The organism is Ruegeria sp. AB6 (assembly GCF_056542685.1).
In genome coordinates this window covers 138,586-152,213 of the sequence record NZ_JBQGAD010000006.1, presented here as the reverse complement: position 1 = coordinate 152,213, position 13,628 = coordinate 138,586, and the positions used below count along the sequence as shown (strand labels likewise).

Here is a 13,628-nt window from a genome sequence, read left to right as displayed (position 1 = left end):
GGGTTCACGCGCGATTTTGTCGTCAAATTAGCAACACTTGCGTGCCAACATTGGCCATCGAAAACAACTCGGCAATATCTTCGTTGAAAAGACCGATGCAGCCATTGGATGATCTACGCCCGATTTTGCGCGTATCGTGGGTTCCATGAATGCGATAGTATTTCCAGCTTAGATATAAAGCGTGCGTTCCCAACGGGTTATCCGGACCCGGTGGAATATAGTCCGGCCATTCCGGGTTGCGTTTCTTCATCGACGGCGTCGGCGCCCAGCTTGGACCTTCGACTTTTCGGATCACGCTGGTGCGTCCCCGGCGGGTCAATTCCTCGGTCAAGGGCACTGAAGACGGATACAGTTTGTACACACTTTGATCTTCTGACCAATAATGTAGCGCCCGTGAGATGGTATCGACCAAAATTGCGCCGTTTCGAGTGTTGTCGAAATAGGGTTTCCAATCCAAAGCGCGGAAGCCAGAAATATTGCGGCGCACCTGAGGTTCGGGCTCTGGGGCCGGCCTGAGCGGATCACCGGGGATGTATTGCGCAATCGCAGGTGACGCCAGCGCCGCTGTGGCGGTCGTCAGAAATACGCGGCGACTTGTCGCCGGAATAGGTTTCTTGACCATATCGAGCGGTCCCTCTCTATACCAAATCTGAAAAACTGACGTATTTTATTGCCAGAATGCGTCTTTCGCAAACCAAACCGGCAAAATCACGCGAGAATCGGCTATTGCAGGTTTGCCCAACACCGTCGAGCGCGCTATGCCCTAGGACAACAGAAACATCAGGCCCACCATGACGCGTATTATTTCTTTATTGTTTGCTTGCCTCGTTGCTCTGGCAGCATGTACCCCTAGCAGCACGCCGACTTACGGTGCCGACGGGCGTCCTTTGCCGACTGTCTACAAGATTCGAGGCAATCCCGAAAAACTGCAATTCCGCATGCTTGATTCGGTCAACGCGCTGCGTCAGGCGTCGGGACTACAACCGGTTCAACTGAATGCGCAGCTGAACGCCGCTGCCGCGACCCACTCCAAGGACATGGCGCGTCAGAACCGGCCATGGCATTTCGGGTCCGACGGCTCTTCGCCAATCGACCGGGCGGCGCGTGTGGGATATTTCGGCACATTTCTGGGCGAGGCAATTTCCGAGACATTCGAAACCGAAACCGAAACGCTGGCCGCCTGGATGCAGGAACCGGGGCCACGCTCGGTTATTCTGGACCCAAAGGCCACACAAATGGGCTTTGCCTGGCATCAGGAGAATGGCGGGAAAATCTGGTGGACTCTGGAAATGGGAACCGGCGGCTGACCACAGCCACTTACATAAGAAGCCCCCGATATTCGGGGGCTTTTCTTTTTCAATCAAACGATTAAGCCGCCTGCATGGATTGCGCTTCGGTCAAAATCGCATAGAGCTTGACTGGATCGGGATTGGCCCGCAGCTTGGCGCAAACCGAGGTATCGCGCAGCGTCCGAGATACCAGCGCCAGTGCCTTCAGGTGATCCACTCCCGCCTCTTCGGGGGCGAACAATGCAAAAGCGATGTCAACAGGCTGCCGGTCTACCGACCCGAAATCAATCGGCTTTTCCAGCATGACAAACACGCCCGAGACATCCTGTAGCTCGGTCAGCCGCGCATGAGGCAGAGCAACGCCATGGCCCACGCCTGTGGGCCCAAGGCTTTCACGCTCCAGAAGCGCATCCACAACGACCTGCGCGTCCAGACCCAGTGTCGCAGCCGCAACATCGCCGATTTCCTGAAACAACCGCTTCTTGCTGGATGCGGCGGATAACACACGCACTGCTTCGGGCTTCAGAATGCTCGAAAGCTCCATGATAACGCTCCATGACGATGCCCCCACTGGCGCAGGGGCACGTCTTTCTAATCTTGCCTGTTACGGATCAATCCAGCCGATGTTTCCGTCTTCCCGACGATACACGACATTCAATCCATCCTTGTTCTCATTCCGGAACACCAGCACCGGGGCACCAGCCAGTTCCATCTGCATAACGGCTTCACCAACACTCAGCGATGGGATCTTGGTTTCCATCTCAGCCACGATCATCGGCTGCAAAGTTTCAGGCTCATCCGCCGACTCAGATTCGTCAGAGGCGAGGATATAAGAGGAAGCTCCAAAGAGTTCAACCGGCTCGGACCGATCCTTGTGATGGTCCTTGAGACGGCGTTTGTATCGGCGCAATTGTGTTTCCATCTTGTCACAGCACCCCTCGAATGCTGCATAAATCTCGGTTGCGTGGGCTTTGGCCTGCGCCGTCAGGCCGGTGGAAAGATGTACGGTGGTCTCGCACACATATTCATGCGCAGAACGGGAAAAGACGACATTGGCGTCGGTCGGTCGCTGGGCGTATTTGCCCACCACCTCGCCAAGTTCGGTCTGCACATGGGTCTGAAGTGCTTCGCCGATGTCGATCTGTTTTCCGCTGATTTGGTAACGCATGTGATCTCCTTCACAATTCACACCCATTTAGACGCTGTGAAATACAACGCGCTTTTTTTTATCGGGTGGGGGGTATCGACATGTTCCGCGGTAGCCGGAACTTGATCCCTTCGAAGAAGGGGCATCGTGATCCAGACTGGAACCGAGGAAATGCCATGCCCCAATTGAGGCAAGAGACGGAGGAAGAGTCAATCAAAACAGGCGTGTATATACGAGATTTCCGCCATGCATCCGGCGCAATACCACGCAAACCTATGAAATACGGAAGTTTTCGCCCAGATAGACGCGGCGCACGTTTTCGTTTTCGACTACTTCGTCCGGCGTTCCGGACATAAGTACCTGACCATCATGCAGAATATAGGCGCGATCCACGATCTCGAGCGTCTCGCGCACGTTGTGATCGGTGATCAGAACACCGATCCCGCGCTTTTTCAGATCGGCCACAAGGTGACGGATATCGCCCACGCTGATCGGGTCCACACCGGCAAAAGGTTCGTCCAGCAGCAAATACTTGGGGTCAGCCGCCAGACAACGCGCGATCTCGACCCGGCGCCGTTCGCCACCAGACAGGGCCAGCGCAGGCGCGCGACGCAGATGTTCGATCGAGAAATCGGACAACAGCTCTTCCAGCCGTTCTTTGCGGCGATGCGCGTGGTTTACGGTGATATCCAGCACGGCTAATATGTTGTCTTCAACGCTCATACCCCGGAAAATCGACATCTCCTGCGGCAGATACCCGATACCAAGCCGTGCGCGGCGGTACATGGGCAGGGTCGTCACCACCTGACCGTCGATGGTCACGGTTCCAGCCTCGGGAAAAACCAGCCCAGCCACGGAATAAAAGGTCGTGGTCTTGCCCGACCCGTTGGGGCCCAACAGCGCCACAACCTCGGACCGGCCCAATGTCATCGAGACATCGCGGATAACCGTTTTCTTCCGGTAGGATTTGCGCAGCTTTTCGATCCTGAGCCCCGATGTGCCCTCGGTCACGCTCAGACTGGGTCGCGCCATCAGTTGGCCCCCTGCTGAAGGATCGTCTTGACGTTGCCCGTCACCGTTGCCGACCCAGAGGTCAGGTTTGCATTCATCTGATCGCCGCTGATCGTGCTGGGGCCCTGGGTCAGCAGAACGTTACCGCGCATGACGATCTGGCCCGAGTCGATGGTATATTCCGCCCAATCCCCTTCCGCCGCATCGGGCGGGCTGACCAGAACAACGTCTTCCGTGGCCTCCATCCGCTCGATACCCGAGCGGTCCTCATTGTAGATCACCAGTACCCGACCCGCAGTCAGCCGCATTTCGCCCTGGATGACGATCACGTTGCCCACGAACTCGGCCGAGCCGTCCTCCTGGTTCACGTTCAGCGATTCCGATGTCACCTCGACCGGCAGGCTGGGGTCTGCCTTGACGGCACCAAACGCGACCTGGGTTCCCTGCGCCGCAGCCAGGTTGGCACCGGCCAGCAAAGAGACGGTAAGAAGGACAGTACAAAAATCGAACACAGCTTATCTTTCTGCTTGTTGCGGCTGGTATATCAGCTTCACGCCATCTGTAAAAAGAATATGGACCGGACCGTCCTTTTTTTCCGCCCCGAATGTCATACGACCGGCCGAGAAATCGCCGATCGCGCCGGTTCCGTCAATCTGACCCGGCGTATCACCCCGAATTTCGTCCAAGGCCGTGTTCAGGTGATCGGTTGTCACCCGAATACCGTCGGTCGTGGTAATCACGACATCTCCCACGAAGGTTGCCGTGTTCTTGTCAGGGCGGATCGTGCCCGAATTGGAATCCAGCGTGATGATACCGCCATTCAAAAGCCCCAGCCTGCCCTGAAACTCGGATGCCGTGGGCACAGAGTTCTCGGTTCCTTGCGTGGCTTGCGTGGCTTCGATCAGTACCTCTTCGCCCTTGCGCGTGGTGCCACGGTAGCTCGGATTGGTGACCACCTGATCGGCCAGACGTTCCTCGATATCGTGTTGGGTGAAGGGGACCGTCACGTCGGTTTCGATGCTGCGCGACAGCAGGAACACGGTGGACAACAGCACAATGGCCGCCAGCGGCAGGACCACCTTCAAGAACTGCACCATCCGAGAGTGGCTGTCCACGGCCCCGCCCTCTTATCCCAGCCCGACGCGCAGGCAATCGTGAATGTGCAGCAGACCCAGCGCGGGGCCGTCCGTATCCGGTTCGACCACAAACAACGAGGTGATCTTGCGGTCATTCATGATCGCCACGGCTTCTTCAGCCAATGCATCGGGTCCGATTGTCGTCGGGTTCTCGGTCATCACCTGCGCGGCTGTTTTGGACAGCAAACCATCCATGTGACGGCGCAGGTCCCCATCGGTGATAATCCCCGAAAGCTGGCCACCGCTTTCTGTCACGCCCGCGACGCCGAACCCTTTCTGGCTGATCTCTATCAGCGCATCGCTCATGGCGACATCGGATGCCAGCAGGGGCAGGGCCTCGCCCGTATGCATCAGGTCACGCACCGTGCTGAGCCGCGCGCCCAGCTTGCCTCCGGGGTGGAAAGCACGGAAATCCTCGGGCTTGAAATCGCGATGTTTCATCAGCGCGATCGCCAGCGCGTCGCCCATCGCCAATGTCAGCGTGGTCGAGATCGAGGGCACCATGCCAAACCCACATGCCTCGCCCATCGACGGTATCAGCAAGTGCACATCCGCCTGTTTCATCAGCGTGCTTTCAGGCTTGCTGGACAGGCCGATCAGCGGAATCCCAAACCGGCGGGTAAAGGCCAGCAAGTTTGCCAGTTCCGGCGCTTCGCCAGAATTCGAAATAGCCAGAACAACGTCGCCCTTGGACACCATGCCCAGATCGCCATGGCTGGCCTCGGCAGGGTGAACGAAATAGGCGGGCGTGCCGGTGCTGGCCAAAGTTGCCGCGATTTTGTGGCCGATATGACCTGATTTGCCGATGCCGCTGATGATAATGCGGCCTGTGGCTTGCAGGATCAGCTGCACGGCCTCGGCAAAGTCTTCGTTCAGGCTGTCGGCCAGCACGTCCAGCGCGCGGGCTTCGTCGGTGATCACCTGTCGGGCGGTTTTCAGGAAGGCGTCTGTATCGGTCATGAGTGCGCAAAAATATCCGTTTCGGGCCAACCGGCGAGGTCAAGCTTCGCTCGCATCGGCAAGAAGTCAAAACAGGCCTGGGCCATTTCCGTCCGGCCTTCGCGGGCCAGCCGACCGTCCAGCGCCTCGCGCAGACGGTGCAGATACAAAACGTCCGAGGCCGCATAGTCCAGCTGCGCCTCTGTCAGCGTTTCGGCACCCCAGTCGCTCATCTGTTGCTGTTTCGAGATATCGACCCCGATCAGTTCCTGGCACAGGTTTTTCAGCCCGTGGCGGTCGGTATAGGTGCGCACCAAACGGCTGGCGATCTTGGTGCAATAGACAGGTGCGGCCAGCGCACCAAAGGCGTGATACATCGCGGCGATATCGAAGCGACCGAAATGGAACAGCTTCAGTACGTCGGGGTTTTCCAGCATCGCGCACAGGTTTGGGGCCTCGGTCTGACCTTTGGCGACCTGCACAATATGGCTGTTGCCATCGCCGCCCGACATCTGGATCACACACAGACGGTCGCGATGCGGGTTAAGCCCCATGGTTTCGCAGTCGATGGCCACGACAGGGCCAAGGTCCAACCCGTCCGGCAGGTCGTTTTGATAAAGATGGTTCGCCACGGGGTCTTCCTTTGTGCGGTATCGCCCCCGAGATAGGCGGTTTGGCCCGTGAACTCAACGCCATCCATAGAATGCAATCAAGATACGCGATTCTTGACCATCTGAGACTGGGCTGGGAAAACCAACCAAGTATCCGTTTCCACTGGAAAGGACCGCCCGGCCCATGCTGAGCATCTTGCGAAACCGCGTTTACCGCCACCTGTTGGCCGCCCAGATCGTGGCGTTGACAGGCACCGGTTTGGCGACGGTTGCGCTAGGGCTTCTGGCATTTGATCTTGCGGGCAATGCCGCTGGCATGGTGCTGGGCACGGCGCTGACGATCAAGATGGTCGCCTATGTGCTGGTCGCGCCCATTGCCGCCGCCGTGGCCGAGCGGCTGGATCGCCGCAAAATGCTGGTGGTGTTGGATCTGGTCCGTGCGGCTGTGGCTGTCTGCTTGCCCTTCGTAACCGAGATCTGGCAGGTTTTTGTGCTGATTTTCGTCCTGCAATCGGCCTCGGCCGGGTTCACGCCCGCGTTTCAGGCCACGATCCCGGATGTGCTTACGGATGAGCACGACTATACAAAGGCTCTATCGCTGTCCCGGCTGGCCTATGATCTGGAGAGCGTCGTAAGCCCACTGCTTGCCGCTGCTTTGCTGACGATTGTCAGCTTTGACAGCCTGTTCTGGGGCACTGGGGTTGGTTTTGTCGCCTCGGCCCTGCTGGTGGTTTCGGTCGTCCTGCCCTCGCCCAAACCCAAACAACCCCGCGGTATCTTTGACCGCACCACCCGCGGCCTGCGCATCTATTTGGCCACACCACGCCTCAGGGGGCTGCTGGCGCTGAACTGGACGGCTGCAGCCCTCAGCGCGACGGTTATTGTCAACACGGTGGTTATTGTGCGCGGCGATCTGGGACTGTCGGAAAGCGCAGTGGCAACGGCTCTGGCCGGGTTCGGAGGCGGTTCAATGCTGGCCGCTTTTGCCCTGCCCGCCCTGTTAGAGAAACTGCGGGACCGCGACGTCATGCTGACCGGCGCGAGCTTTGGCACGTTGTCGATGGCCGTGGCCGCCGCGATGTCGGCGCTGTCACTGATCTCGCTGCCCGGCCTCGCGCTGATCTGGGCCTGCGTCGGGTTTGGCTATTCGGCAACGCTGACCCCGGCAGGCCGCTTGCTGACCCGCTCGGCCCCGCCTGAGGATCGCCCTGCGCTTTTCGCCGCGCAATTCACACTGTCGCATCTATGCTGGTTGGTGCTCTATCCCCTTGCGGGCTGGCTGATGACAGACAAGGGCACAACCCAAACCTTTGCCTGGATGACCTTTGCGGCGGCCTGGGGGATCGGGTTTATGGGCTTTCTGTGGCCCCGGTCCCTGACCCGTGCGCCCCATAACAAGCCTTGAGCCTCTGCCCGCCCTTGCACTACATCTGGCGTCATGGATCAACTGGACCGCCGCATCATCGCCGCCCTGCAACACAATGCCCGCGAGTCGACCACCAAGATCGCGGCCAAGCTGGGCGTAGCCCGCACCACCGTGCACGAGCGGATCAACCGCATGGAAGAGCGCGGCGTGATCGCAGGTTACTCCGTCGTACTGACTACACCCGAAGACAGCCCCCGCGTACAGGTCGTTGTCCTGCTGGAGGTGCAGCAAAAGGAAACCACGCGCATCATCAAGCGGCTCGAGGCCTACCCCGAGGTCAAACTGTGCCTGTCCATTAACGGAGAGTTCGACCTGTTGCTATCCGCCGAAGCCCCAAGATTGGAAGATTTGGACATTCTGGTGGATGAGCTGGCCAAAATCCCCGGCGTTCTGCGCACCAATACCAGCGTCGTGTTCGGGCGGCGGATTGATCGAATCTGATTGGCCGATAACCCTCTGTAAACCTAAGCGGGACTAGCTTGGCCGGGACTGATCAGAATCCCGGACCGGCAGAATGCCCCATCGTTTCATCTCAGGACTGGTTGTCGCGCTTTTCGTCGCGCAATCGCTAGCCGCCGCGCCAGATGCCCGCACTGCCGGGATCTGCGACCATGCCGCCCGACGCGCGGCACAGGCGCATGACGTGCCGCTGGACGTGCTGCGCGCCATATCGCGGGTCGAAACAGGCCGTGCGGTGGACGGCCAGCTTGCCCCATGGCCTTGGACCATCAATGTTGAGGGCAAGGGGTTCTGGTTTACTTCGGAATACGAGGCGAAAACCTATCTTTTCAACATCTTCAAAGCAGGCAAACGCAGCTTTGATGTCGGCTGCTTTCAGATCAACTACCGGTGGCACGGTAAGGCTTTTCGGTCGATCGACGCGATGTTCGACCCACTCGAAAACGCACAATACGCCGCCCGGTTCCTGAAAAAACTGCATGCTGAGCTTGGGTCATGGACCGCTGCCGCCGGGGCCTATCACTCGCGCACGCCGGATCTGGCACAGGCCTATTCCGGCCGGTTCCGGCGCGTTCTGACCGGGTTAGAGCAGGTTATCGACACGCCTCTGGCGGCGCGAGACCCGTTCACCGGGGCGGCTGCGCCGCTGATCCCGCAGGACACCGACCAAACGCGCGGCACTGCACTTGGCTCGCTGGTTCCTGCGACCGGAACCACCACCGCCTTCATCCCATTCAACTAGGAGGGTCGCGTGCCCAAGATCGACCCTCGTTCCCTGTTCTCGCCCACCGTCCTGCTGGCGCTGGCGCTGATGACGGTCATCGTGATGATGATCCTGCCGATGCCCGCCTGGGTGCTGGATGTAGGTCTGGCGGCGTCTTTCGCGCTTGCGATCCTGATCTTCACTCTGACCCTGTTCATCGAACGGCCATTGGATTTCTCATCCTTCCCCACGATCCTGCTGGCCTCACTGATGCTGCGGCTGTCGCTGAACGTGTCGTCAACCAAGCTGATCATCGGTCAGGGGCACACCGGCCCCAGCGCCGCCGGGGACGTGATCGAGGGATTCGCCAATTTCGTCATGGGCGGCAGCATCTTCCTGGGGCTGGTGGTGTTCGGCGTACTGCTGATCGTGAACTTCATGGTCATCACCAAGGGCGCTGCCCGCATGGCCGAGGTTGGTGCGCGCTTTGCCCTGGACGGAATGCCGGGCAAACAGCTGGCCATTGACAGCGACATGTCCGCCGGAGCCATCGACCACCAGCAAGCCAAGGAACGGCGCGAGCGCGAACAGCAAGAGACGACATTCTTCGGCTCGCTCGACGGTGCTTCGAAATTCGTCAAAGGCGATGCGGTTGCTGGTCTGCTGATCACCCTGCTGAACCTTGTGATGGGCCTGATCATGGGGGTGATCGTGCATGGGATGCCGATATCCTCGGCGTTTGAAACCTATGCCATCCTGACCGTGGGCGACGGGTTGGTGTCGCAAATCCCAGCCGTGATCATCTCGATCGCCTCGGCGCTGCTGCTGGCGCGTGGCGGTACGCAGGGGGCCACGGACAACGCTATTTTCTCACAACTGGGCAAGCACCCGGCGGCGTTGGGGACGGTGGCAATGCTGATGGTGCTGTTTGCTTTGGTGCCGGGTCTGCCCTTCCTGCCCTTCATCCTTGGGGCAGGTGTACTAGGCTATGCGGCCTACGGCGTGCACCGCAAACAAAAGGCCGAGGCCGACGCCGCCATCAGCCCAGCGACCACCGACGACACGCCGGTTTCTCAGGCGATTGGAGACATTCTGGATCTGGACGACGTGCATCTGGAATTTGCGCCGGATCTGGTCAGCATGGTGCTGAACCCCGGCACCGGGTTGGATGCCCGGATCGCCAATATGCGGACCTATGTGGCCTCGACCTTTGGTCTGATCCTGCCAGACATCCGCCTGACCGACCGCGCCGATCTGCCCATGGGCACATATGTGGTCAAGGTCCACGGGGTTGAACAGGCGCGTGGCGAATTGAACCCAGATCTGGTGCTGGCGCTGGTACAGGACGACCGAGATTTGCTGCCCGACGGCACCGACGTGACCGAACCCGTCTATGGCGCCCCTGCCCGCTGGATTCTGCCCAAAGATCAAGAGGCCGCGGCGATGAGCGGGGCCACGATCGTCTCTCCCCCCGAGATTCTGGCCACGCATCTGCTTGAGATCATCAAACAAAATTTCTCGCGCCTGCTGACATTGAAATCTCTGCGCCGGCTGCTGGCCGAGATGACCAAGCTCAGCGATCCGATCCGGGCCGAGGCCAATCGCAAGCTGCTGGATGAACTGATCCCCGACAAAGTGCCGATCGACACGCTACATGCGGTGTTGCGGCTGCTGCTGGATGAGCGTGTTTCGATCCGCAACATGGCCCTGATCTTGGAAAGCGTGGCCGAGGCGCGCCTGACCACAACACAGCCCGAAGGTATCTGCGAACTGGTCCGTCAGCGCTTGGGCTTTCAACTGGTGGCCGAGATGAAGCGCGAGGATGGCTCGATCCCGCTGATCCAGCTGGCCCCGGAATGGGAGGAGACGTTCTCGACCTACCAGATCGACGCGCCAAATGCGGGGCTGGACGTGGCGCTGCCGCCCAACCTGTTCAACAAACTGGCCGATGGGGTCGTCAACACGGTGTCACAATCGGCCGATCATGGGCTTTATCCAGCGGTTGTGACCTCGACCCGGCGACGGCGATTGCTGCGCACGATCATGCACGCGCGCGGCGTCGCGAACCCGGTCCTCTCGTTCGAGGAAATCGGGCTGGAAGCACGTCCTGCCCTGGTCGGAACGGTGCCCGCGTGATCGCCCTGCCACCCGAGCTTCTACCTCAATTGGGGGATGGGCTGTGGCACCTCTTTGCCGTGTTCCTGCGTGTCTCTGCACTGGTTTCTCTGCTGCCCGCATTTGGCGAGCGCAGCATTCCGACCCGCGTGAAACTGGGCATCTCGGTAGCGTTCACACTGATCATCCTGCCTGCCACCCCCGCACCAATCCCGGCCCCCGGCCTGCTGCCGATGGTGCGGCTTATCGTGACCGAGATATTGGTCGGCGTGGCACTGGGGCTGGGGCTGCGACTATTCGTGCTGGCCCTGCAAACCGCCGGCTCTATCGCCGCGCAAGCGACCTCTCTATCCCAGATCCTGGGTGGCGCGGCCGCTGACCCGGTTCCGGCTATGGGCTACGTGCTCACCCTGGCCGGCCTGACGCTGGCTGTCTTGCTGGGGCTACATGTTCACGTCGCGCAATTCCTGATCCACAGCTACATTCTGTTTCCGATGGGCGTGGCCCCAGCAGCCTCGGACCTGTCGGAATGGGGCGTGCAGCGGATCGCGCGCAGTTTCAGCCTTGCCTTCAGCCTCGCCATGCCGTTCGTCATCGCATCATTGATCTATAACCTCGCGCTGGGCGTGATCAACCGCGCCATGCCACAGCTTATGGTGGCTTTTGTCGGCGCCCCCGCGATTACCTTTGCCGGTCTGTTCCTGTTGTTTGCCGGCACGCCTTTGATCTTGTCGGTCTGGGCCGACGCGCTGTTTTCCTTCATCGTCAACCCGGTCGGAGCCAGCAGATGAGCAGTGATGACGACAGTGACAAGTCATTCGAGCCAACGCCACAGAAGCTTCAGAAAGTACGCGAGAAGGGCGAAGTTGCCAAGTCTAACGACCTGTCGGTTGTCGCGGCCTATTCGGGGCTCCTGGTGGCTCTGCTGGTCGCAGGCAGTTATGGCGTCCAGCAAATGGGGACACTGTTCGTCGTTCTGGTCGATCAAGCCAGCGACTTGTCAGAATTGTTGATCGAGGGTCCAGCCGTCAATCCGGTCGCCGGGCTACTAAAAACCGCTCTGGTGGCGATGTCCATCCTGTTCGCCCTGCCCGCCGCGGCCGTATTGCTCTGCCTGATTGCCCAGCGGGCCCTGATTTTTGCGCCTAGCAAGCTGAAGCCCAAACTCTCGCGTATTTCGATCCCATCCAACGCCAAGAACAAGTTCGGGCGTGGCGGTCTGTTCGAATTTGCCAAGAGCTTTGTGAAACTGGTGATCTACGGCACCTGCCTTGCCCTGTTTCTGCGCGCCAATCTGGACCAGATCTTGTCAGCCAGCGCGGCACCGGCCAAGGCATCTTTGCTTTTGATGATGAATTTGCTGTTTCGGTTCCTGTTTATCGTCGTCGCCGTGGCACTCGCGATCGGAGCGGTGGATTACCTTTGGCAATATGCCGAGCATATCCGCAAAAACCGGATGTCGCGCAAAGAAATTCAGGACGAAACCAAGGACGCCGAGGGCGATCCGCATGTCAAACAGCAGCGCCGCCAGCGCGCGCAAGAGATCGCGACAAATCAGATGATGGCGGACGTGCCCAAGGCAGATGTGGTTGTTGTCAACCCAACCCATTTTGCAGTCGCGCTAAAGTGGTCGCGGGCCGCCGGCTCGGCCCCGGTCTGTGTTGCCAAGGGCGTGGACGAGATCGCAGCCGCCATTCGATCGGCGGCTGGAACAGCGGGCGTTCCAATACACTCGGACCCGCCAACCGCGCGCGCGCTGCACGCGACCGTCGAGATCGGGCAGGAGATTGCAGAGGAACATTATAAACCCGTCGCTGCGGCTATTCGGTTTGCCGAGGCAATGCGCAAAAAAGCAAAATGGCAGATTTGATGAAACGCCAAAAGCTTTCAAACTTGCAAATAGCCACAGACGCACTTTTCCAGAAAGAGCATCAAGCCCTGGCACCAATCTTGCAGGCCGAGATCCGCATCCAAAACCAGCTGGCACGATTGGACGGTCAAGTTCGGCAAACGCGCCGGGATACCAACGACACCGAAGGATATCGTGTCACCGGAACAGATATCCTGTGGCATGGGTGGGAATCCAATACCCGTCGTCAGTTGAACATGGAACTGGCGCGGGTGAGATCGCAAAAGCTTGCAGCTCTGGACGCGTTGCGATCCGCGTTTGGGCGCCAGCAGGCGGTTACCCGGCTGTCCGATATCGAAACGGAAAACCGACGCCGCGCTTTGCAGAAGAAACAGATACCTTAATGCGCTCAGGCATCCTGCCGGTTCACGCTCAGGATCATCACGTTCGAGATTTCCTTGCCCAGGTCTTTCTGCGCCACTTCCAACAAGGACTTACGCAGCGTGTCCAAATTTTCCGAAGTGGTGAAATTGCCGTCAAACCCACCTGTGTTCGCGTGATCGAACAGAACTTGCAGGAAGCGGTCGCGCAATTTCGGCTCTATGGCATAGAAAGTGTCGGTCATGCCCGGTTTAGCCTCAAGGCTAACGGACATCGTTACCATGGCCGAAATGCGCTCGGCTTCAACAACTGGTATCACAAACTGTTTGGTCAGTTTCAGATATTCCACATCGCTGCTCTTGTCGTCTTTCTCCGACGTTTTGAACTTCGGTTTTTGTTTCTCATCTTTGGCCTTTTTGTCCTTGGGCTCCTTTTCCGCGGACGCATATTCCTTGCCCTCTTGTGCGGGCGCGTCGGATGGGGCCAGGAAAAGCCCGGCCCCGACACCTACGCCAAGGCCTGCCAACAGAAACAAAACGGGGATCAGTTTTTTCATCAATCA

Annotated in this window: 17 protein-coding genes; 8 read left to right on the top strand and 9 right to left on the bottom strand. The window is 59.2% G+C overall.

Translation table 11 applies throughout. The features are described from left to right. Positions 1-22 precede the first annotated feature (22 nt). Complete coding sequence (locus ACR0DB_RS14015; protein WP_170770976.1) at positions 23-622, bottom strand: L,D-transpeptidase; 600 nt, start codon at positions 620-622, stop codon at positions 23-25. A 169-nt stretch (positions 623-791) separates the two neighbouring features. Between ACR0DB_RS14015 and dalA the strand changes: the two genes are divergently transcribed. Then, positions 792-1,307: a divisome-associated lipoprotein DalA gene (gene dalA / locus ACR0DB_RS14010; protein ID WP_170770978.1), complete on the top strand. Its 516-nt coding sequence runs from the start codon at positions 792-794 to the stop codon at positions 1,305-1,307. Positions 1,308-1,368: 61 nt separating this feature from the next. On the opposite strand, the gene ACR0DB_RS14005 is transcribed toward dalA, so the two are convergent. The 7 genes from ACR0DB_RS14005 to ACR0DB_RS13975 form a co-directional block, all read right to left on the bottom strand. After that, a complete protein-coding gene (locus tag ACR0DB_RS14005; RefSeq protein WP_170770981.1) occupies positions 1,369-1,833 on the bottom strand; it encodes a PTS sugar transporter subunit IIA in 465 nt (154 codons plus the stop codon). Positions 1,834-1,893: 60 nt separating this feature from the next. After that, entirely contained in the window at positions 1,894-2,457 is a 564-nt protein-coding gene (gene hpf, locus ACR0DB_RS14000) for a ribosome hibernation-promoting factor, HPF/YfiA family (RefSeq protein WP_170770983.1), read from the bottom strand. A 252-nt stretch (positions 2,458-2,709) separates the two neighbouring features. Continuing rightward, a complete protein-coding gene (gene lptB, locus ACR0DB_RS13995) occupies positions 2,710-3,468 on the bottom strand; it encodes an LPS export ABC transporter ATP-binding protein (RefSeq protein ID WP_480551676.1) in 759 nt (252 codons plus the stop codon). Next, the gene (locus tag ACR0DB_RS13990; protein ID WP_480551674.1) at positions 3,468-3,959 is read right to left on the bottom strand and encodes an LptA/OstA family protein; all 492 of its coding nucleotides are present in this window, start codon (positions 3,957-3,959) and stop codon (positions 3,468-3,470) included. The genes lptB and ACR0DB_RS13990 overlap by 1 nt, the downstream gene beginning before the upstream one ends. A 3-nt stretch (positions 3,960-3,962) precedes the next feature. Then, a complete protein-coding gene (gene lptC / locus ACR0DB_RS13985) occupies positions 3,963-4,562 on the bottom strand; it encodes an LPS export ABC transporter periplasmic protein LptC (protein WP_480551672.1) in 600 nt (199 codons plus the stop codon). A gap of 12 nt (positions 4,563-4,574) precedes the next feature. Then, positions 4,575-5,543 (bottom strand): KpsF/GutQ family sugar-phosphate isomerase, encoded by a 969-nt coding sequence (locus ACR0DB_RS13980; RefSeq protein WP_170770991.1) that lies wholly within the window; start codon positions 5,541-5,543, stop codon positions 4,575-4,577. Beyond that, a complete protein-coding gene (locus tag ACR0DB_RS13975) occupies positions 5,540-6,154 on the bottom strand; it encodes a ribonuclease H-like domain-containing protein (protein WP_170786424.1) in 615 nt (204 codons plus the stop codon). Before ACR0DB_RS13975 ends, ACR0DB_RS13980 begins: the two co-directional genes overlap by 4 nt. Positions 6,155-6,317: 163 nt before the next feature. On the opposite strand from ACR0DB_RS13975, the gene ACR0DB_RS13970 reads away from it, so the two are divergent. From ACR0DB_RS13970 to ACR0DB_RS13940, 7 genes are all read left to right on the top strand, one after another. Further along, entirely contained in the window at positions 6,318-7,538 is a 1,221-nt protein-coding gene (locus ACR0DB_RS13970) for an MFS transporter (RefSeq protein WP_480551670.1), read from the top strand. 33 nt (positions 7,539-7,571) lie between these two features. Further along, positions 7,572-8,000, top strand: coding sequence for an Lrp/AsnC family transcriptional regulator (locus tag ACR0DB_RS13965; RefSeq protein WP_170770997.1), 429 nt, complete (start codon positions 7,572-7,574; stop codon positions 7,998-8,000). A gap of 73 nt (positions 8,001-8,073) precedes the next feature. Next, positions 8,074-8,760 (top strand): lytic transglycosylase domain-containing protein, encoded by a 687-nt coding sequence (locus ACR0DB_RS13960; protein WP_480551668.1) that lies wholly within the window; start codon positions 8,074-8,076, stop codon positions 8,758-8,760. A 9-nt stretch (positions 8,761-8,769) separates the two neighbouring features. Continuing rightward, the gene (gene flhA / locus ACR0DB_RS13955) at positions 8,770-10,857 is read left to right on the top strand and encodes a flagellar biosynthesis protein FlhA (RefSeq protein WP_480551666.1); all 2,088 of its coding nucleotides are present in this window, start codon (positions 8,770-8,772) and stop codon (positions 10,855-10,857) included. After that, entirely contained in the window at positions 10,854-11,627 is a 774-nt protein-coding gene (locus ACR0DB_RS13950; protein WP_480551664.1) for a flagellar biosynthetic protein FliR, read from the top strand. Before flhA ends, ACR0DB_RS13950 begins: the two co-directional genes overlap by 4 nt. Further along, positions 11,624-12,706, top strand: coding sequence for a flagellar type III secretion system protein FlhB (flhB, locus tag ACR0DB_RS13945; RefSeq protein WP_480551662.1), 1,083 nt, complete (start codon positions 11,624-11,626; stop codon positions 12,704-12,706). The genes ACR0DB_RS13950 and flhB overlap by 4 nt, the downstream gene beginning before the upstream one ends. Further along, positions 12,706-13,089 (top strand): hypothetical protein, encoded by a 384-nt coding sequence (locus tag ACR0DB_RS13940; protein WP_170790095.1) that lies wholly within the window; start codon positions 12,706-12,708, stop codon positions 13,087-13,089. Before flhB ends, ACR0DB_RS13940 begins: the two co-directional genes overlap by 1 nt. Before the next feature lie 5 nt (positions 13,090-13,094). Here ACR0DB_RS13940 and ACR0DB_RS13935 read toward each other — a convergent pair whose 3' ends face one another. Further along, positions 13,095-13,622, bottom strand: coding sequence for a flagellar basal body-associated FliL family protein (locus ACR0DB_RS13935; protein WP_480551660.1), 528 nt, complete (start codon positions 13,620-13,622; stop codon positions 13,095-13,097). Positions 13,623-13,628 lie beyond the last annotated feature (6 nt).